This window comes from Frondihabitans sp. 762G35, assembly GCF_002074055.1.
Classification (GTDB): Bacteria; Actinomycetota; Actinomycetes; order Actinomycetales; family Microbacteriaceae; genus Frondihabitans.
Window position 1 is genome coordinate 610,144 of sequence record NZ_CP014619.1, and the last position, 18,920, is coordinate 629,063.

The following is an 18,920-nucleotide window of genomic DNA, read 5'->3' on the forward strand; positions in this document are numbered from 1 at the left end:
AATCTTAACCACCCCGTAACGCTCAACATAGATACGCTGAGCGGCATGGGTTTCTCCATTTCTAAAGCCGTCATTCCCGCAGCAGGGTTGGGAACACGATTCCTCCCCGCAACCAAAGCCATGCCGAAGGAGATGCTTCCGGTCGTCGACAAGCCGGCGATCCAGTACGTGGTCGAGGAGGCGGTGGCCGCCGGCCTGACCGACGTCCTCATGATCACGGGGCGCAACAAGAACGCTCTCGAGAACCACTTCGACCACGTGTCCGAGCTCGAGGAGACCCTCAAGAAGAAGGGCGACCACGACAAGCTCGCCAAGGTCAACCAGTCGACCGACCTCGCCGACATGCACTACGTCCGCCAGGGCGACCCGCTCGGCCTCGGCCACGCGGTGCTCCGCGCCAAGATGCACGTGGGCCGCGAGCCCTTCGCCGTGCTGCTGGGCGACGACATCATCGACGCGCGCGACCCGCTGCTGTCGCGCATGATCGAGGTCCAGGGCCAGAAGAACGCCACCGTCGTGGCTCTGCTCGAGGTCGACCCCTCCATGACCCACCTCTACGGCGTCGCGACCGTCGAGAGGACCGATGAAGACGACGTCGTGAAGATCACGGGTCTCGTCGAGAAGCCCCCGCAGGGCGAGGCCCCGTCCAACCTGGCGATCATCGGGCGCTACGTGCTCCGCCCCGAGGTGTTCGACGTGCTCGAGAAGCAGGCCCCCGGCAAGGGCGGAGAGATCCAGCTGACCGACGCCCTCGAGAAGATGGCCGGAGCCGAGGAGTGGACCGGAGGCGTGTACGGCGTCGTGTTCCGTGGCCGCCGATACGACACGGGTGACAAACTCGACTACATCAAGGCGATCGTGCAGCTCGCCAGCGACCGGGACGACCTCGGCGCCGAGCTCAAGCCGTGGCTCAAGGAGTTCACGGCCCAGCTGGACTAGCCACCGGCACCGACGAAGGACAGCATCCACCCGTGACAACCATCCCCACGCTCGCGCAGGGGCGGGTCGGTATCCGACCCCTGCGCTTGCGTGACTCCCGCGACCTCGACCGGGCTCTCATGGAGAACCGCTCGTGGCTCCGCCAGTGGGAGGCCACGAACCCGCACGGGTTCACGACCATCGACGTGAGGTCGAGCATCCGGTCGCTGCAGACGAACGCGCGCGCGGGGCTCGGCCTCCCGTTCGCGATCGAGCTCGACCAGCGCTTCGTCGGTCAGCTCAACGTCTCCGGCATCACCTACGGCTCGCTCGCGTCGGCCACGATCGGCTACTGGGTCACGCAGGCCGCCGCCGGCCACAACGCCACGCCGACCGCCGTCGCGCTGGCCACCGACTACTGTTTCCAGCGCTTGGGCCTCCACCGGATGGAGATCTGCATCCGGCCGGAGAACGGTCCGTCGCTGCGCGTGGTCGAGAAGCTGGGCTTCCGCTACGAGGGGCTGCGCCGCCGGTACATCCACATCAACGGCGACTGGCGCGACCACTTCTGCTTCGCGCTCGTGGCGGAGGAGGTGCCGCAGGGTATCCTGCGAAGGTGGCTCGACGGGGGAGTTCCCGCGGGCCAGGGCCGGGTGCCCCCGGAGGCGCTCGCCGAGGGCGGGCACGCGCTGCCGATCTAGGCGGTCGGGTCCACACTGCCGCTGGGGGTCGCGGGCTCGCGAAGTCGCCGGGGGGTCGCCGGCTCGCGTCGAATCCGACGCGACGAGAGACACGCCCTCGGATGGCCCGGACCGGATGGGGCTTCGCTCCTACCGTTGACCCATGGGAATCGGGTCGTGGGGTGGAGGGATCGTCCTCGGTCTCGTCGCAGTGCTCTGGCTGGTCTATCTGATCCCGTCGTGGCACAAGCGGCAGGAGTACCTCGCGACCGAGCGCAACGCCGTACGGCTGCAGCAGACGCTGCGGATCCTCGCGCAGACGGCGGAGCTCCCCGAGGAGGTGCGTGTGGAGGCGAACGCGAAGTCCGTCGCTTCGGCGCAGCGCATCCTGCGTGACGAGGAGGCCAAGCGCGAGGCGATCCGCCGCGCGCAGGAGGCCGCTCGCCAGCGCGCGATCACGCGGGAACTCGCCGCGACCGCCCCCGCACTCCGCGCCGCCGACAGCGAACCCGCCCTCGCCGCCCGCCGACTCCGTCGCACCCGGCTCGCCGCCACGCTCGTGCTCGTCGCGGGCCTCGTCGGCTTCGTGCTCGGTGTCAGCGTCTTCGCCGGGGCCTGGCTCCTCCTGGGCGCGTCGGTCGTGGCCGGCGTCGGCTCGGTCACCGTGCTCTACCAGCTCGCCGCGGTCTCGCAGGCCCGCGCGCGTCGTCTCCGAGCGGCCCCCGCCGCCGAGTCGGCCGCGCCCCCCATGGCCCAGGAGTTCTACGACTTCGCCCCGCGCTCGCGCGACGTCGACCCCGAGGCAGGCCCGCAGGATGCCCGGGCCGATGCCGACGCCCGCTCCTGGACCCCGGTGCCGATGCCCCGCCCGCTCTACCTCCGCCGCGGGACCGCCCACGCGCTGGCCCGCTCCTCCGCCGTCGCCGGGTCGCCCACGACGCAGTCGGACGCCGACGCCCTCCGCGCCGCCGCCGAGCGCTCCGCCGACGCCCTCCGCGTGCGCGCCGCGCAGGAGGCGGCACGCCGGTCGGCCCAGCAGGAGGCGCTGCGCGAGGTCGCCCGCGCCGAGGCGGCTCTCGAGGCGCGCCGGTCCGGGGGCGTCGCTCCTGTTTCGCCGGTGGAGCCCGCTGCGGCCGCGGCGGCGGCGCCTGCCGCGGCGCCGGCTGCGACTGCGCCCGCGCCCGCGCCCGCGCCTGCCCCGCCGAGTCGTTTCGCCCGCATGGGCTACGTCGACGAGACGGAGCTCCAACAGCTGCACCTCGACGAGGTGCTGCAGCGCCGTCGCGCCGTCTAGCGCCGCCCCGTCCCGCCGCCCGCCGCGTCCGCCGCGCCACGTGGTGTCACGTTTCGTGCGTCGTGTCACGTCGAGACGCGACATCGCGCACGAAACGTGACAACACGCTGCAGTGCCACCGCCGGCGTGCACGGCGGGCCCGCGCGGAGGTGATATCGTTGCAAGGCAGTTTGGGGCTATGGCGCAGTTGGTAGCGCGTCTCGTTCGCAATGAGAAGGTCAGGGGTTCGAATCCCCTTAGCTCCACCAGACGCAGGAAGGGCCCGCCGGAAGGCGGGCCCTTGCTGCGTCTCGGGGGGCTGTGCGGAGGAGGGGCCGGTCGTGGGCCCACGCCGCCGGTTCCGGCGCGGTGCGGAGCGCCGTGGCGTCGACCGCACCACCCGGCACCGCTCAGCCGAGCGCGTCGATCCGGGCGGCCTCGTCGTCGGTGAGCTCGAGGAGAACACCGGCCGCGTTGGCGACGATGCGCTCGCGCTGCGCCGACTTGGGGATGACCACGTGGCCGTGCCGCACGTGCCACGCGACGACGACCTGGGCCGTGGTCGCGTCGTGAGCGTCCGCGATGGCCGTGAGGGTCGGATCCTGCAGGTTCGTGACCTTGAACGGGCTGTACCCCTCGAGGACGACGCCGCGCTCGCGCAGGCCGTCGGCGAAGGCCTCGTCGTAGAGGCTCGGTCCCCAGCGGACCTGGTTCACGGCGGGTGTCACGCCGGTCGCCCGGACGAGTTCGTCGATCTGGCCGAGCGAGTAGTTGCTGACGCCGATCGACGCGGTGAGGCCGTCCTCCTGCGCGCGGACGAACTCCTTCCAGGCGACGACGGAGTCGTTTCCGTTCGGCGGCCAGTGGATCAGCCAGAGGTCGACCTGGTCGACGCCGAGCTTCCCGAGGCTCGTCTCGAGCGTCTGGCGGGCGTGGGAGGTGCGGTCGGGCGGCATCTTGGTCGTGATGAAGACCTTCTCTCGGGGGAGTCCGGACGCCCGCACGGCGCGGCCCACCCCCTCCTCGTTGCGGTACATCGTGGCGGTGTCGAGGTGGCGGTAGCCGGCCTCGAGCGCGAAGCCGACCGCCTCCTCGGCGTCGCGGTCGCTGATCTGCCAGGTTCCGAAGCCGAGGAGCGGCATCGAGCCGCCCGCGATCTCGACGGCCGGTCGGGAGTAGTCGGTGTCTGTCATGGCTCCGTCGTACGCGCGGCGCTCCGAGGCGTTCCCAGGGTGGGGAGGAGTCGGGGTCGGAATCGCCGCCCCCCGTCCCCACGTAGTTGGATGGTCGGGTGCGTCACGACCTGATCCCCCTCCTCCGCCACGACCTCGGCCACTCCCTCTTCACCGTGGAGAGGCTGAGCGGCGCCGGCGCGTGGGGGCGCTCCGGCGGTGCCGCCCTGTTCCGCGGCGAGCGGGTCGCTGCGAGGCGGGCCCTCGACGACCGCGTGCCGCGCGACGAACGGGAGCGCGCCTCCGACACGCTCGCGAAGCTCTTCATCCTTGGCTACCCGCAGCCGCTGTCCGAGGTCGAGAGGGCGCTGCCGACGCTGGGGACCGCAGGAGCCGGGTCCCTCGACCTGGTGCGCGTCGACGGCGACACGGTGCACCCCCTCGTCGACCTCCGCCCCTACTCGTTCGTCGACTCGCTGGGCGAGGCGTCCTGGTGGATCGCCTCCGACCTCGGCGAGATGGCGCTTCAGGGCCCGCTCCCGGAGGATCACGTCCTCGGCATCGGCGGCGCCTCGACCACCCTGAGCGGGTTGATGGTGCCGCGGACCGTCGATCGCGCCCTCGACCTCGGGACGGGCTGCGGGATCCAGGCCCTCCACGCCTCGCGGCACGCCCGCCACGTCGTCGCCACCGACATCTCGGCCCGCGCCCTGGAGTTCGGTCGGTTCAACGCCGCGCTCAACCTCGTCGACGGCATCGACTGGCGGCTCGGCAGCCTCTTCGAGCCCGTGGCGGGGGAGACGTTCGACCTCATCGTGTCGAACCCGCCGTTCGTGATCACGCCCCGGGTCCCCGGCGTGCCCTCCTACGAGTACCGCGACGGCGGCATGGTCGGCGACGCCCTCGTCGCGACCGTCGTCGCCGAGGCGGGGGAGCACCTCGCCCCGGGCGGCATCGCGCAGTTGCTCGGCAATTGGGAGACCGGCGCCGGTGCCAAGCGGGGCGCCTACTCCGTGCTCGACTGGGTAGCGCTGGGCCCGGTGCCGCTCGACGTCTGGGTCGTGGAGCGCGAGGTGCAGGATGCGACCGGCTACGCCGAGACCTGGATCCGCGACGGTGGCACCCGCCCGGGCAGCCCGGAGTTCGAGCGCCTCTACGAGGCGTGGCTCGACGACTTCGCCGCGCGCGGGGTCGACGAGGTGGGCTTCGGCTACGTGATGCTCCGCCGACCGCAGGAGCCGGCTTCCGAACCCGTCGCGCGCGTCGAGCGTCTCCTCGGTCCGCTCGGTGCCGTCGACACGGGGCTCGGTTCGCACGTCCTCGCCAGCCTCGACGCATCGGACGCGCTGCGGGAGCTCTCCGACGACGGCCTCCTCGCCGCCCACCCGGTGGTCGCCGGCGATGTGACCGAGGAGCGCCACTACTGGCCGGGCAACGACGATCCGACGGTGATCTCGCTGCGCCAGGGTGGCGACTTCGCGCGAACCGTCGAGTCGGGGACGGCGCTGTCGGCCCTCGTCGGAGCGTGCGACGGAGAGCTCAGCGTCGGCGCGATCCTCGGGGCGCTCGCGCAGCTGCTCGAGGTGCCGGAGCGGGAGCTCACGGCGGAGGTGCTGCCGCAGGTCCGCGACCTGGTCCGCGACGGCCTGCTGCGCCTCTGACCCCGCGCCCGCGCATGGGCGACGAGCCCGCGCGACACCCCGGGCAGACGGGGACGTCTATCACCCGCAATTCACCCTCCCGATGGATGCGGAAACATATAACGTTTAGTCGTTCCGGCTGGTTACCGGAGCGCCGCGTCCACCAGAGGCCCCACCGCTCGAAGTCTCCTGATCCGACTTGCGAACGGCCGGCTGTGCCCCGGACGCGCGATGCGCCCCTGTCCGAGCCCCGCTCGTCGACGGGGGCGCATCCCCCTTCGCGGGCGTGTCGCCCGGCGACGGCCCAGTAGGGCAGGATCGAGGGACCATGTCTGACGCCCCCCTCGCCGCCCTTCTCTCGGAGTACTACGGTCCGAACGACACCAAGGGCGACGGCGCGTTCGACGCCGACCAGGTCTACACCGACTTCGCCTCGTGGGCGGAGTCGCGCGGCCTACCGCTCTACCCTGCCCAGGACGAGGCGATGATCGAGCTCGTCTCCGGCGCCTCTGTCGTCCTCAGCACCCCGACCGGCACGGGCAAGTCGCTCGTCGCGGCGGGCGCGCACTTCGTGGCGCTCGCGCAGGGCAAGCGGAGCTTCTACACGGCCCCCATCAAGGCGCTGGTCAGCGAGAAGTTCTTCGCGCTCGTCGAGCTGTTCGGGCCGGAGAACGTCGGGATGGTCACCGGCGACTCGTCGGTCAACTCCGACGCGCCGATCATCTGCTGCACCGCCGAGATCCTGGCGAACCTCGCCCTGCGGCACGGAGCCGACTCCGACGTCGAGCAGGTCGTCATGGACGAGTTCCACTTCTACGCGGACCCGTCGAGGGGCTGGGCCTGGCAGGTCCCGCTGCTCCTGCTGCCCCGCGTCCAGTTCCTGCTGATGTCGGCGACCCTCGGCGACGTCTCGCCCATCACGACGGACCTCGAGCGTCGCACGGGCCGTCCGGTCGCCCTCGTGACCGGCGTCGAGCGCCCCGTGCCGCTGCACTACTTCTACGCGACGACGCCCGTGCACGAGACCGTCGAGGAGCTCCTCGCGACGGGCGAGGCGCCGATCTACGTCGTCCACTTCTCGCAGGCCGCGGCCCTGGAGCGCGCGCAGGCCCTCTCCAGCATCAAGATCGCGTCGCGGGAGCAGCGCGACGAGATCGCCGAGCTCATCGCGGGGTTCCGCTTCAGCACCGGCTTCGGGAAGACGCTCAACCGTCTCGTCCGGGCGGGGATCGGCGTCCACCACGCCGGCATGCTGCCGAAGTACCGCCGCCTCGTGGAGCAGCTCGCTCAACGGGGGCTCCTGCGCGTCATCTGCGGAACCGACACCCTCGGGGTCGGCATCAACGTCCCGATCCGGACCGTCCTCCTGACCGCTCTCACCAAGTACGACGGCACGCGGATGCGGCAGCTCAGCGCCCGCGAGTTCCACCAGGTCGCCGGTCGCGCCGGCAGGGCGGGCTACGACACCGCGGGCACGGTCACGCTCGAGGCACCCGAGCACGAGATCGACAACCTCCAGGCCATCAAGAAGGCCGGCGACGACGCGAAGAAGAAGCGCAAGATCATCCGCAAGCGCGCTCCCGACGGCTTCGTCAGCTGGGGCGAGCCCTCGTTCTTCAAGCTGATCGACGCAGAGCCGGAGCCGCTGGTCTCGCGCATGCAGATCACCCACGCCATGCTCCTCAACGTGATCGGTCGCGGGGGCGACGCGTTCGCGAACGTGCGATCGCTGGTCTTCGACAACCACTCCACGAAGGCGGAGCGCTTCGCCCTCGCGCGCCAGGCGATCTCGCTCTACCGGTCGCTGCGGGAGGCCGGGATCGTCGAGCAGGTGCCCGGGGTGCCGAGCGCGACCGACCCGGATCCTGCGCCCACCATCAGCCTGACCGTCGACCTGCAGCCGAACTTCGCGCTCAACCAGCCGCTGTCGCCGTTCGCGCTGGCGGCCTTCGAGGTCCTCGACCAGGAGGCGCCGAGCTACGCCCTCGACATGGTCTCCGTCGTCGAGTCCACCCTCGACGACCCGCGCCCGATCCTGTCGCAGCAGCAGTTCAAGGCCCGCGGCGAGGCGGTCGCGGCCATGAAGCAGGAGGGCATCGAGTACGAGCAGCGGATGGAGCTCCTCGAGGAGGTCACCTGGCCGAAGCCCCTCGACGAACTCCTGTCGGCCCTGTTCGAGACCTACAAGGCGTCGCAGCCGTGGATCGGCGACTTCGAGCTGTCGCCGAAGTCGGTCGTCCGCGATCTCTACGAGCGCGCGATGACCTTCACCGACTTCGTGAACTTCTACGGTCTCGCACGCTCGGAGGGGCTAGTCCTCCGCTACCTCTCCGACGCGTACCGGGCGCTGCGGCAGACGATCCCGAACGAGGCGAAGTCCGACGACCTGCTCGACATCATCGAGTGGCTCGGCGAGCTCGTGCGGCAGGTCGACTCCTCCCTCCTCGACGAGTGGGAGGAGATGGTCAACCCGACCGAGGTCGCCTCGCACGAGGCGATCGTCCCGCCCGTGCTCCGGACCCTCACGGGCAACCACCGGGCCTTCCGCGTGCTCGTGCGCAACGAGCTGTTCCGTCGCGTGCAGCTCGCCGCCCTCGACGACGCGACGGCGCTCGGCGAGCTGGATGCCGCGGCCGGGTTCGACGCCGACGCGTGGGGCGAGGCGCTCGACCGCTACTACGACGAGTACGACACGATCGGCACGGGACCGGCGGCGCGCGGAGCCGCGATGCTCGTCGTCGACGAGGGCGTGACGGCGTGGCAGGTGCGGCAGATCTTCGACGACCCGGCGGGCGACCACGACTGGGGTATCACGGGCACGGTCGACCTGGCCGAGTCGAACGAGCAGGGCGTCGCCGTCCTGCGCGTGACGGCCGTCGGGCCGCAGGCCGCCGTCTAGCGCCCGGCGGGTCGCGGCCCCGGGCCGGTGGGCGGCGGAGCGCCTAGAACAGGGTCGCAGGAGCCTCGGGCTCGGCGGCCACGGAGGCCACCGTGGTCACGGGCTTGCCCGGCCACCCCGGACCGCTCGGCACCGCGCGCTTCGCCTGGAACGCCTCGGCCGCCGTCCGCGCGCGGATGTCGGCCGCCTCGTTCATCTCGTGACCGATGTGGCCCTTGACCCACTCGAAGCGGACCTTCCGGCCCTGGAGCGCGAGGTCGAGCTCCTTGATGATCTCGACGTTCATGACGGGCTTGCCGTCGGCCTTGCGCCAGCCCTTGCGCTTCCAGCCGGCCATCCACTCGGTGCAGGCCTTGATCACGTACTGGCTGTCGCAGAGGATGTGGAGGTCGTCGTCCTCGTCGACCGTGGCCCGCAGGAGCTCGAGCACGGCCGTCAGCTCACCGACGTTGTTGGTGTTCCTCGGCCACCCGCCCGCCGCCCAGCGGTCGTCGTCGACGTACCACGCCCATCCTGCGGGCCCGGGGTTGCCGAGGGCGGAACCGTCTGCTGCGGCGCGAATCGTCATGGTGACTCCTTGCTGGTGCGAGCTTCCACGGTAGCGGCAAGCACGGGGTCAGCCGACCTCGTCGGGGTGCGAGCCGACGCGCTCTCCGGAGTCGAGGGCGTCGATCGAGGCCATGTCGTCGGGGGAGAGCTCGAACGAGAAGACGTCGAAGTTCTCGGCGATCCGCGAGGGCGTCACCGACTTCGGGATGACCACGAGACCCGACTGGAGGTGCCAGCGGATCACGACCTGGGCGGTCGAGACGCCGTGTTCCGCGGCGAGCGACAGGAGGAGCGGGTCGTCGAGGATGCGGCCGCGCGCGAGCGGCGACCAGGCCTCCGTCACGATGTGGCGGGCGTCGCCGAAGGCCCGCAGCTCGCGCTGCTGGAGCCACGGCTGCACCTCGATCTGATTGATGACCGGCACCACGTCGGTCTCGCCCAGGAGCCGCTCGAGGTGGTGCGTCTGGAAGTTCGAGACGCCGATCGAGCGCGCCCGCCCCTCCTGCCGGATCCTCTCGAGGGCGCGGTAGGTCTCGACGTAGAGGTCCTGCCGCGGGGCCGGCCAGTGGATGAGGTAGAGGTCGACGACGTCGAGGTCGAGGCGCTTCATGCTGCGATCGAAGGAGGCGAGGGTGCTCTCGAAGCCCTGCTGGTCGTTCCAGACCTTCGTGGTGACGAAGACGTCGTCGCGCGGGACGCCCGAGTCGCGGAGCGCGCGCCCCACGCCGGCCTCGTTGCCGTAGTACTCGGCCGTGTCGAGGTGGCGGTAGCCGACCTCGAGGGCGGTCGAGACGGCGCGCTCCGCCTCGTCGTCGTCGACCTTGTAGACCCCGAGCCCGAGCTGCGGGATGGCGTTGCCGTCGTTGAGTCGGACGGCGGGGACGGCGTGGGAGGTCATGCCACGATTATCCGCTCCGGTGCCCGTCAGCTCGCCTGGACGGGGACCGGCTCGGTGTCGGCGAGCGGACTGGCGTCCGTCCCCCGGAGGTCGGGCAGCACGCGCTGGAAGATCACCGGCACCAGGACGCCCAGCACGGCGAACCCGCCGGCGACGAGGAGGCCGCCGAGGGTGCCCAGTCGGTCGATCATGATGCCGGCGACGGCGGACCCCAGAGCGGCGCCGATGAGCTGGCCCGTGCCGGACCAGCCGTACGCCTCCGCCGTGTCGCTGAAGCGGACGCTCGAGGAGATGATCGCGAACATCACGGCGAGGGCCGGGGCGATGCCGACTCCGGCCACCAGGAGCGTCGCGCTCAGCCACCAGAAATTGGTCGGCATGACGGAGGTGAGGGCGATCCCGACCACGACCACCGCCATGCGGATCGGGAGGGCCCACGGCCCGACGGGGAGGTGACCGAGGGCGAGGCCGCCGATGAGGGAGCCGACGGCGAAGATCGCGAGCACGAAACCGCTGTTCGGGCTTCCGTCGCCGAACGCGCTGATGACGCCGGCCTCGACGGCGGCGCAGGTGCCGATGAGGAGGAAGCCCGTGATGGTCGACAGCAGCACGGTCGGGCGGGTCAGGACCTTGCCGAACGAGCGCTTGCTCCGCGGGATCCGGACCCGGCCGACCTCGGGCGAGGCGATGAACCAGATTCCTCCGCCGATCAGGAACGTCGCCGCGACGAGGATGGCCGCCACGGTGCTGATCTGCGTGCCGACGAAGGTCGTGATGACGGGGCCCGCGACCCAGATGATCTCCTGCGCCGAGGCGTCGAGCGAGAACAGCGGGGTGAGCTGCGTGGAGTTGACCATCTTCGGATAGATGGTGCGCACGGCGGGCTGGACCGGCGGCACGCTCACCCCGGCGAGGAACCCGACGAGCATGTAGAAGGGGAGCGTCATCGTGACGACGGCGAAGACGACGAGGCTCGAGACGCAGACGGCGAGGGTCAGCAGGAGCACGGGCCGCATGCCCCACTGCCCCATCCACCGACTGGTGAGCGGGCCCGAGATGGCCTGGCCGACGCTCGTCGCGGCCAGGACGGCTCCTGCCGCCCCGTACGAGTGCGTGATGTGCTCGACGTGCAGGAGGAAGGCCAGCGAGAGCATGCCGAAGGGGAACCGGGCAGTCAGCTGGGCAGCGATGATGCGAGCGACTCCCGGGGTCGTCAGAAGATTGGAGTAGGCGCCCACGAGGCATCCAGTCTATTGAGGGGGTGCCGCGGCGACCAAGGCGGGCGCCGGAGGCGACACGCCGTGTCCGCGAATCGGAGTCGGGCCGGGTTATCCACAGCGGGGAGTGTCGGAGGTGGGGAGGAAGCTGTGCACAGAGCCGATTTTCCGGGGATAACCCTCCCCAGACAGGGGAATGCCTGTGGATAATCATCGGTTGGTAATTACACGGCTGTAACACATCATCTAGTTGTGCCTTCCGATGTCGGCCCCTAGATGTAGTATCGACACGCACCACCAACCACACGACTTCTCGGGGAGAAACATGGCAATCACCGTCTACACCAAGCCGTCCTGCGTCCAGTGCACGGCCACCTACCGCGCCCTCGACAACAAGGGCATCGAGTACGAGGTCTTCGACGTCTCCGTCGACGACAAGGCCCTCGAGACCGTCAAGGCGCTCGGTTACCTGCAGGCTCCCGTCGTCGTCACCGACGAAGACCACTGGTCCGGCTTCCGCCCCGACAAGATCGCCGCTCTCGGCGCTGCGATCGCGTAAGCACCCCGCCGGGGGCCGGGCATCCGCTCCGGTACTCCCCGCTTCATCGGCCAGGCTGAAGGTGACACCACGATGACCCACCTCATCTACTTCTCCAGCGTGTCGGGCAACACCGCCCGGTTCGTCGAGAAGGTCGGCCTCCCGGCGGAGCGCATCCCGCTCTTCCCGAGCGACGAGCCTCTCGTGGCCCGCGACCCCTACGTCCTCGTCCTCCCCACCTACGGCGGGGGCGAGACCGGTGGGGCCGTGCCCAAGCAGGTCATCCGGTTCCTCAACGACGAGGGCAACCGGTCGCTCATCCGCGGCGTGATCGCCGCGGGCAACACGAACTTCGGAGAGGGCTACTGCCTGGCCGGCGACATCGTCTCGGCCAAGTGCGGCGTACCCCTCCTCTACCGTGTCGAAGTCTTCGGCACGCCTGACGACGTCACAGCAGTACGAACCGGATTGGAAGAATTTTGGACGCAGCAGTCGATGACCTCGAAGTGATCGCAGCCCCGGCCGGCCTCGCCGGAGGGGGCGGGATGGATTACCACGCGCTCAACGCGATGCTCAACCTCTACGGTCCGAACGGGGAGATCCAGTTCGACAAAGACCGCGAGGCCGCCAAGCAGTACTTCTTGCAGCACGTCAACCAGAACACCGTCTTCTTCCACAACCTCAAGGAACGCCTCGACTACCTGGTCGAGAACGACTACTACGAGAAGGCGACGATCGACCTCTACGATTTCGCGTTCATCGAGAAGCTGAACGATCTCGCGTACTCGAAGAAGTTCCGGTTCCAGACCTTCCTCGGCGCGTTCAAGTACTACACCTCGTACACGCTCAAGACGTTCGACGGCAAGCGCTACCTCGAGCGCTTCGAGGACCGCGTCGTGATGACCGCCCTCGGCCTCGCCCAGGGCGACGAGCAGGTCGCGATCGACCTCGTCGAAGAGATCATCGCCGGCCGTTTCCAGCCGGCCACGCCGACGTTCCTCAACACCGCCAAGGCCCAGCGCGGCGAACTCGTCTCCTGCTTCCTGCTCCGCATCGAAGACAACATGGAGTCGATCTCCCGCGGCATCAACTCCTCGCTGCAGCTCTCGAAGCGCGGCGGCGGCGTGGCCCTGTCCCTCTCGAACATCCGCGAGGCCGGCGCTCCGATCAAGCAGATCGAGAACCAGTCCTCGGGCATCATCCCCGTCATGAAGCTCCTCGAAGACAGCTTCAGCTACGCCAACCAGCTCGGGGCCCGTCAGGGCGCAGGAGCCGTGTACCTCAGCGCGCACCACCCCGACATCATGCGGTTCCTCGACACGAAGCGCGAGAACGCCGACGAGAAGATCCGCATCAAGACGCTGTCCCTCGGCGTCGTCGTGCCCGACATCACGTTCGAGCTGGCGAAGAAAGACGAGGACATGTACCTCTTCTCGCCGTACGACGTCGAGCGCGTGTACGGGGTGCCCTTCGGCGACATCTCCATCTCCGACAAGTACCGCGAGATGGTCGACGACGGCCGCATCAAGAAGACCAAGATCAAGGCGCGCGAGTTCTTCCAGACCATCGCCGAGATCCAGTTCGAGTCGGGCTACCCCTACATCGTGTTCGAGGACACGGTGAACAAGGCCAACCCGATCAAGGGCCGGATCAACATGTCCAACCTGTGCTCCGAGATCCTGCAGGTCAACACGCCGACGACGTTCAACGAGGACCTCTCCTACGACGCCATCGGCAAGGACATCTCCTGCAACCTCGGCTCGATGAACATCGCCCTGTCGATGGACTCCCCCGACTTCGGCCGGACCGTCGAGACCGCGATCCGCGGCCTCACCGCGGTGAGCGACATGAGCCACATCTCGTCCGTCCGTTCGATCGAGGTCGGCAACGACTCGTCGCACGCCATCGGCCTCGGCCAGATGAACCTCCACGGCTACCTGGCCCGTGAGCACGTGCATTACGGCACGGAGGAGGCGATCGACTTCACGAACATCTACTTCTACACGGTCCTGTTCCACGCTCTCCGCGCCTCCAACCGGATCGCCATCGAGCGCGGCGTCACCTTCGGCGGCTTCGCCGACTCGACGTACGCGTCCGGCACCTTCTTCGACAAGTACACGGAGCAGGAGTGGGCACCCGCCACCGCTCGCGCCGCGGCCCTGTTCGCGGACGCCGACGTCACCATTCCCACGCAGGCCGACTGGCGCGAGCTCAAGGCCAGCGTCATGGAGCACGGCATCTACAACCAGAACCTCCAGGCCGTGCCGCCGACGGGATCGATCTCCTACATCAACCACTCGACGTCGTCGATCCACCCGATCGCGTCCAAGATTGAGATCCGCAAGGAGGGCAAGCTCGGCCGCGTCTACTACCCGGCGCCGTTCATGACGAACGACAACCTGGAGTACTACACCGACGCGTACGAGATCGGCCCCGAGAAGATCATCGACACGTACGCCGCGGCGACGCAGCACGTCGACCAGGGTCTCTCGCTCACCCTGTTCTTCAAGGACACCGCCACGACCCGCGACATCAACAAGGCGCAGATCTACGCGTGGCGCAAGGGCATCAAGACGATCTACTACATCCGTCTCCGCCAGCTGGCGCTCGAGGGCACCGAGGTCGACGGCTGCGTCAGCTGCATGCTCTAGCCACCTGCGGGCGGCGGCGCGGCGCGCCGTCGTCCGGGTCCGCCGCCGCCCCTGCGGCGAACCATCACTTCCACGATCCCGCGAAAGAATCGATCTCATGACACTCACCGATCCGGTGCACGCTCTGGGCACGAGCATCCCGCTCGTCCGGGCCGTCAGCGCCATCAACTGGAACCGCATCCAGGACGACAAAGACGCCGAAGTCTGGAACCGCCTCGTCAACAACTTCTGGCTGCCCGAGAAGATCCCGCTCTCGAACGACGTGCAGTCCTGGAACACGCTGACGCCGGCCGAGCAGCAGCTCACCATGCGCGTGTTCACCGGTCTCACCCTGCTCGACACGATCCAGGGCACCGTCGGCGCGATCAGCCTGATCCCCGACGCGATCACCCCGCACGAGGAGGCCGTCTACACGAACATCGCGTTCATGGAGTCGGTGCACGCCAAGAGCTACTCGTCCATCTTCTCGACCCTCGCGTCGACGCCGGAGATCGACGACGCCTTCCGCTGGTCGACCGAGAACCCCTACCTGCAGAAGAAGGCGCAGATCGTCCTCGACTACTACTCGGGCAACGACCCGCTGAAGCGCAAGGTCGCCTCGACCCTCCTCGAGTCGTTCCTGTTCTACAGCGGCTTCTACCTGCCGATGTACTGGTCGTCCCGCGCGAAGCTCACGAACACGGCCGACCTGGTCCGCCTCATCATCCGCGACGAGGCCGTCCACGGGTACTACATCGGCTACAAGTTCCAGAAGGGCCTCGAGGGAGCCTCGGAGGAGCGCAAGCAGGAGATCAAGGACTACACGTTCAACCTCCTCTTCGAGCTCTACGACAACGAGGTGCAGTACACCCAGGACCTCTACGACGGTGTCGGCCTGACGGAGGACGTCAAGAAGTTCCTGCACTACAACGCCAACAAGGCGCTGATGAACCTCGGCTACGAGCCGATGTTCCCGAAGGACGTCACCGACGTGAACCCGGCGATCCTCAGCGCCCTCTCGCCGAACGCCGACGAGAACCACGACTTCTTCTCCGGCTCGGGTTCGAGCTACGTGATCGGCAAGGCCGTCAACACGGAGGACGAAGACTGGGACTTCTGAGCCACCCGAGGCCCGGAAGCACCACGAACCCCTGAGAGAGTCCACGGTTTTGGGATCAGGGGATCACAGCACCACCTAGCAGAGAAGGGCGTCGACTCCGGTCGGCGCCCTTCTTGCGTGCGGCGCAGGAGTCAGCGGGTCGCCGCGGCCGTGGAGCCGGGCGTGGGGCTCGGCGTCGGTGTCGGGTTCAGCCGCGACACCTCGCGACCCGCCACGAGGGCGGCGACGACGCCGATCGCGACGAAGGCGGCCACCACGAGGACGATGGCCGAGAGGGCGAGGCCGCGGCGGAGCTGCATCCTGCGACCCTAAGCGGGCAGAGCGGCGCGGGAGCAGCGGGTCACGTACGGCACCTCGATCGTGTCGCGCCCGGCCAGGGCGGGATGCTCGGCGAGGAGCCGCCTCACCCTCGCCTCGACCACGGTCCGCTCGGCCTCCGGCAGGGTGAGGAAGTAGCTGCGCGACGTGACCATGGCGACGAACTCCTCCGGGGAGACCGTGTTGATCCACGCGACGTCCCGCCGCTCGAGGGCCGGGAAGGGCGGCCCGACCCGCGGCTCCAGCGATTCGGCACCGCTCTCGGTGGAGCTGCTGATGATCCGCTCCAGCTCCGCCGCCCACGGGGCGAACGGATCGCGGACGTTCCAGACGAGCCCGAGGACGCCGCCGGGCCGAAGCACCCGGGCGACCTCCGGGACGGCCCGCAGCGGATCCACCCAGTGCCACGCCTGGGCCACGAGGACGGCGTCGACGCTGTCGTCGTCGAGCGGGATCCGTTCGGCCGATCCGGCGAGGACCTCGACGGTCGGCACGGCCTCGACCAGTTCGGCGCGCATCCCCGCCGAGGGCTCGACCGCGGTGACCCGCTCGACGCGGTCGACGAGCAGCCTGGTGAACTTGCCGGTCCCCGCGCCCAGATCGACGACGTGGTGGGCGCCCTCGGGCAGGAGCCACTCGACGGCCTCGCGCGGATAGGTCGGTCGTCCGCGTTCGTAGTCGGCGGCCCCCTCGCCGAAGGAACGGGCGGCGTCGGCGTGAGGCAGCCCGCCCTCGAACGCGTCGGCGCCCGGGGTCGGTACGTCGGGGTGCGGCGCCCCCGTCATGCGCTGTCGCCTGCGTCTCGGGCCGCGAGGGCCTCGCGGATCGCTTCGACGCCCACGCGGACCTCGGCGAACGAGGTGGAGAGCGGGGAGAGGCCAATGCGGAGGCCGTCCGGGTTGCGGAAGTCGGGGATGACGCCCCGCTGCCAGAGCACCTCGACGACCTCGCGGAACGCCGGATGCGTGACGGTGACGTGGCTGCCACGAACCGAGCTGTCGCGCGGCGTCGCCACGGCCACTCCGAGCGGGGCGAGCAGGTCGTCGACGAGGGCCAGGGCGTACTCGGTCAGAGCGACGGACTTGGCGCGGATCCGGTCGATTCCCGCTTCCTCGATCGCGTCGAGCATGTCCTGCAGCGCCAGCATCCCGAGGATCGGCGGCGTCCCGCTCAGGAACCCCCGGATCCCCGGCGACGCCTCGTAGGCCGGCGCCATGGCGAAGACGTCGGACGCCCCCATCCAGCCCTGGATCGGCTGCCGGAGCGAGGCCTGGTGGCGCGAGGCGACGTAGACGAAGGCGGGCGACCCGGGGCCGCCGTTGAGGTACTTGTAGGTGCAGCCGACGGCGAGGTCGACGTCCCACTCGTCGAGCAGCATCGGGACGACCCCGGTGGAGTGGCAGAGGTCCCAAACCACGAGGCCCCCGGCGTCGTGCACGATCCGGGTGATCTCCGGCATGTCGGCGAGGTACCCCGAGCGGTACGACACGTGGTTGACGACGACGACGGCCGTGCGCGGGCCCACGGCCTCGCGCACCAGATCGGGCGTCACGCCGAGAGCCGGGTCGACCCGGATCCAGCGGATCGTCGCGCCGCGCTCGCGGGCGATGCCCTCGATCACGAAGCGGTCGGTCGGGAACTGGTCGTCGTCGAGGACGATCTCGTCGCGCCCGTCGCCGACGTCCGCGTCGAGGGCGGCGCGGATGGTCTTGTAGAGGAGCACCGTCGTCGAGTCGCCGATGGTCGTCTGCCCGGCGGCCGCTCCCAGCGTGGCCGCCCCGAGCCGGTCGCCGATCGCGAGGGGCAGTTCCATCCACTGCTCGTCCCAGGCCCGGATGAGCCTCGAGCCCCAGTCGCGGCGCACGAACGCGTCGAGCCGCCCCAGCGTGGCCCGCAGGGGGCGCCCGAGCGAGTTGCCGTCGAGGTAGGCGACGACGTCGTCGGCGGGGAGGAACCGCCTGACGAACAAGGCCAGCGGGTCGGCGGCGTCGAGAGGGGCGGGGTCGTGCGTGGGGGTCATTCGGCTCTCCTGACGAGCTCGGGAAGGGTCAGCGCGCGCGTCGCGGCGAGCCATGGCAGGTCGCCGTCGTCGGGGCGCGCGCCGTCGTGCACGGTCACCACGCGGGTGTCGAACGCAGGATGCCCGCTGCCGGGCGTGAGCGCGCCGAGGATGTCCGCGAGCCCCAGTCCCGCCTCGGCCAGGCCCGCGATCTCGCGGCCGTTCAACCCGGTGGGCAGGTCGCCGTTCCCGAGGTCGGTGCCGTAGGCGACGCGACCGCCTCGGGCATGGAACCGGGCCACGTTGTCGACGGCCGTCTCGTAGGCAGCCCCGTAGCGGCCGTGGCCGTGGATGTCGAGGGTGGAGATCCAGGTCATCGTTCGCGCGAGGTCGTCGAGGAGGTCGTCGTCGAGCCGCTCGCTGAAGGGCGCGTGGGCGAGCGCGTCGACCCGTGCCCGGCCGGCCCGCCGTACCTGGCCGATGCCCTGGGCGTGCGCGACGACCGGCAGGTTCCTGGCGTGGGCCGCCGCCACGACGGCGTCGAGGGTCTCGTCGTCGAGGACCGGGCCCGCGTCGGAGTTGAGGGTGATCTTGACGACGGAGGCCCCCGCCTCCTGCATGGCCCGGACGCTCGAGTCGGCGTCGTCCGGCGTCGCGACAGGGACGGCCGCCTCCGCGGGCGCCCAGGGAGCTCGACTCGGGTAGCCGCCGGGCGCTCCGAGGAGACCGCCCGCGATCGACACCTCCGGCCAGGTCGGATCGGCACGGGCGGTCTCGGGCCAGGTGCGGGCCACCGCGGGGTCCCAGCCCAGGTCGACCACGCGCCCGATCCCGCCCGCGAGAAGGGCACGGGCGTCGACGAGTCCGAGGTGCACGTGCGAGTCGGTGAACGGTGCCAGCACGACGCCGTCGAGGTGCGCCTCGGCCGAGCCGTCGTCGGGGCCGCCCCAGGTGAGACGGCCGGATTCGAGGCGCAGGATGCTCGGCCCGCGCCACCCGCCGAACCAGGCGTCGTCGCAGGAGAGCAGCATCCCCCCATCCTGCCAGCCGACGGTCGCCGCTACTCTCG

Annotated in this window: 17 protein-coding genes and 1 tRNA gene; 10 read left to right on the top strand and 8 right to left on the bottom strand. The window is 69.9% G+C overall.

Translation table 11 applies throughout. The features are described from left to right. The first annotated feature begins 45 nt into the window (after positions 1–45). From galU to AS850_RS03165, 4 genes are all read left to right on the top strand, one after another. Positions 46–939 carry a UTP--glucose-1-phosphate uridylyltransferase GalU gene (galU, locus tag AS850_RS03150; RefSeq protein WP_119867819.1) on the top strand — a complete coding sequence of 298 codons (894 nt, stop codon included), beginning with the start codon at positions 46–48 and terminating at the stop codon, positions 937–939. 32 nt (positions 940–971) lie between these two features. Beyond that, positions 972–1,619: a GNAT family N-acetyltransferase gene (locus AS850_RS03155; RefSeq protein WP_119867820.1), complete on the top strand. Its 648-nt coding sequence runs from the start codon at positions 972–974 to the stop codon at positions 1,617–1,619. Positions 1,620–1,761: 142 nt separating this feature from the next. Beyond that, positions 1,762–2,892 carry a DUF3040 domain-containing protein gene (locus tag AS850_RS03160; RefSeq protein WP_119867821.1) on the top strand — a complete coding sequence of 377 codons (1,131 nt, stop codon included), beginning with the start codon at positions 1,762–1,764 and terminating at the stop codon, positions 2,890–2,892. Between the two features lie 172 nt (positions 2,893–3,064). Next, positions 3,065–3,140, top strand: a tRNA-Ala gene (locus AS850_RS03165). A gap of 141 nt (positions 3,141–3,281) precedes the next feature. Here the strand turns inward: AS850_RS03165 and AS850_RS03170 are convergent. Further along, positions 3,282–4,064, bottom strand: coding sequence for an aldo/keto reductase (locus tag AS850_RS03170; protein ID WP_119867822.1), 783 nt, complete (start codon positions 4,062–4,064; stop codon positions 3,282–3,284). 98 nt (positions 4,065–4,162) lie between these two features. Here AS850_RS03170 and AS850_RS03175 point away from each other — a divergent pair, with 98 nt between their 5' ends. Next, the gene (locus AS850_RS03175; RefSeq protein WP_173795171.1) at positions 4,163–5,704 is read left to right on the top strand and encodes a DUF7059 domain-containing protein; all 1,542 of its coding nucleotides are present in this window, start codon (positions 4,163–4,165) and stop codon (positions 5,702–5,704) included. 307 nt (positions 5,705–6,011) lie between these two features. Then, positions 6,012–8,582 (top strand): DEAD/DEAH box helicase, encoded by a 2,571-nt coding sequence (locus AS850_RS03180; protein WP_119867824.1) that lies wholly within the window; start codon positions 6,012–6,014, stop codon positions 8,580–8,582. Between the two features lie 43 nt (positions 8,583–8,625). Here AS850_RS03180 and AS850_RS03185 read toward each other — a convergent pair whose 3' ends face one another. The 3 genes from AS850_RS03185 to AS850_RS03195 are packed head-to-tail and all read right to left on the bottom strand — an operon-like array spanning position 8,626 to position 11,267. Further along, positions 8,626–9,150 (bottom strand): ribonuclease H family protein, encoded by a 525-nt coding sequence (locus AS850_RS03185; protein ID WP_119867825.1) that lies wholly within the window; start codon positions 9,148–9,150, stop codon positions 8,626–8,628. Positions 9,151–9,198: 48 nt separating this feature from the next. Continuing rightward, entirely contained in the window at positions 9,199–10,029 is an 831-nt protein-coding gene (locus AS850_RS03190; protein WP_119867826.1) for an aldo/keto reductase, read from the bottom strand. A gap of 26 nt (positions 10,030–10,055) precedes the next feature. Further along, positions 10,056–11,267: an MFS transporter gene (locus AS850_RS03195; protein ID WP_119867827.1), complete on the bottom strand. Its 1,212-nt coding sequence runs from the start codon at positions 11,265–11,267 to the stop codon at positions 10,056–10,058. Positions 11,268–11,571: 304 nt separating this feature from the next. Between AS850_RS03195 and nrdH the strand changes: the two genes are divergently transcribed. From nrdH to nrdF, 4 genes are all read left to right on the top strand, one after another. Beyond that, on the top strand, positions 11,572–11,805 hold the full coding sequence (gene nrdH / locus AS850_RS03200; RefSeq protein WP_119867828.1) for a glutaredoxin-like protein NrdH: 234 nt from the start codon (positions 11,572–11,574) through the stop codon (positions 11,803–11,805). Positions 11,806–11,877: 72 nt separating this feature from the next. Beyond that, positions 11,878–12,294 (top strand): class Ib ribonucleoside-diphosphate reductase assembly flavoprotein NrdI, encoded by a 417-nt coding sequence (gene nrdI, locus AS850_RS03205; protein ID WP_119867829.1) that lies wholly within the window; start codon positions 11,878–11,880, stop codon positions 12,292–12,294. 35 nt (positions 12,295–12,329) lie between these two features. Further along, complete coding sequence (nrdE, locus tag AS850_RS03210) at positions 12,330–14,435, top strand: class 1b ribonucleoside-diphosphate reductase subunit alpha (RefSeq protein WP_119870090.1); 2,106 nt, start codon at positions 12,330–12,332, stop codon at positions 14,433–14,435. A gap of 97 nt (positions 14,436–14,532) precedes the next feature. After that, complete coding sequence (gene nrdF, locus AS850_RS03215; RefSeq protein WP_236940806.1) at positions 14,533–15,534, top strand: class 1b ribonucleoside-diphosphate reductase subunit beta; 1,002 nt, start codon at positions 14,533–14,535, stop codon at positions 15,532–15,534. Between the two features lie 131 nt (positions 15,535–15,665). On the opposite strand, the gene AS850_RS16440 is transcribed toward nrdF, so the two are convergent. Genes AS850_RS16440 through AS850_RS03230 form a run of 4 tightly spaced genes read right to left on the bottom strand, consistent with a single transcriptional unit; the run spans position 15,666 to position 18,882 of the window. After that, entirely contained in the window at positions 15,666–15,833 is a 168-nt protein-coding gene (locus AS850_RS16440; RefSeq protein ID WP_164088373.1) for a hypothetical protein, read from the bottom strand. Positions 15,834–15,842: 9 nt separating this feature from the next. Next, complete coding sequence (locus AS850_RS03220) at positions 15,843–16,637, bottom strand: class I SAM-dependent methyltransferase (protein WP_164088374.1); 795 nt, start codon at positions 16,635–16,637, stop codon at positions 15,843–15,845. After that, complete coding sequence (locus AS850_RS03225; protein ID WP_119867830.1) at positions 16,634–17,872, bottom strand: kynureninase; 1,239 nt, start codon at positions 17,870–17,872, stop codon at positions 16,634–16,636. The genes AS850_RS03220 and AS850_RS03225 overlap by 4 nt, the downstream gene beginning before the upstream one ends. Continuing rightward, a complete protein-coding gene (locus AS850_RS03230) occupies positions 17,869–18,882 on the bottom strand; it encodes an amidohydrolase family protein (RefSeq protein WP_119867831.1) in 1,014 nt (337 codons plus the stop codon). Before AS850_RS03230 ends, AS850_RS03225 begins: the two co-directional genes overlap by 4 nt. Between the last annotated feature and the right edge of the window lie 38 nt (positions 18,883–18,920).

Coding starts and splice junctions, on each gene's coding strand:
- nrdE (WP_119870090.1), top strand. CDS start 12,330: ATGGATTACCACGCGCTCAACGCGATGCTCAACCTCTACGGTCCGAAC.
- AS850_RS03180 (WP_119867824.1), top strand. CDS start 6,012: ATGTCTGACGCCCCCCTCGCCGCCCTTCTCTCGGAGTACTACGGTCCG.
- AS850_RS03225 (WP_119867830.1), bottom strand. CDS start 17,872: ATGACCCCCACGCACGACCCCGCCCCTCTCGACGCCGCCGACCCGCTG.
- nrdI (WP_119867829.1), top strand. CDS start 11,878: ATGACCCACCTCATCTACTTCTCCAGCGTGTCGGGCAACACCGCCCGG.
- AS850_RS03160 (WP_119867821.1), top strand. CDS start 1,762: ATGGGAATCGGGTCGTGGGGTGGAGGGATCGTCCTCGGTCTCGTCGCA.
- AS850_RS03185 (WP_119867825.1), bottom strand. CDS start 9,150: ATGACGATTCGCGCCGCAGCAGACGGTTCCGCCCTCGGCAACCCCGGG.
- AS850_RS03170 (WP_119867822.1), bottom strand. CDS start 4,064: ATGACAGACACCGACTACTCCCGACCGGCCGTCGAGATCGCGGGCGGC.
- AS850_RS03190 (WP_119867826.1), bottom strand. CDS start 10,029: ATGACCTCCCACGCCGTCCCCGCCGTCCGACTCAACGACGGCAACGCC.
- nrdH (WP_119867828.1), top strand. CDS start 11,572: ATGGCAATCACCGTCTACACCAAGCCGTCCTGCGTCCAGTGCACGGCC.
- AS850_RS03230 (WP_119867831.1), bottom strand. CDS start 18,882: ATGCTGCTCTCCTGCGACGACGCCTGGTTCGGCGGGTGGCGCGGGCCG.
- AS850_RS03220 (WP_164088374.1), bottom strand. CDS start 16,637: ATGACGGGGGCGCCGCACCCCGACGTACCGACCCCGGGCGCCGACGCG.
- nrdF (WP_236940806.1), top strand. CDS start 14,533: ATGACACTCACCGATCCGGTGCACGCTCTGGGCACGAGCATCCCGCTC.
- galU (WP_119867819.1), top strand. CDS start 46: ATGGGTTTCTCCATTTCTAAAGCCGTCATTCCCGCAGCAGGGTTGGGA.
- AS850_RS16440 (WP_164088373.1), bottom strand. CDS start 15,833: ATGCAGCTCCGCCGCGGCCTCGCCCTCTCGGCCATCGTCCTCGTGGTG.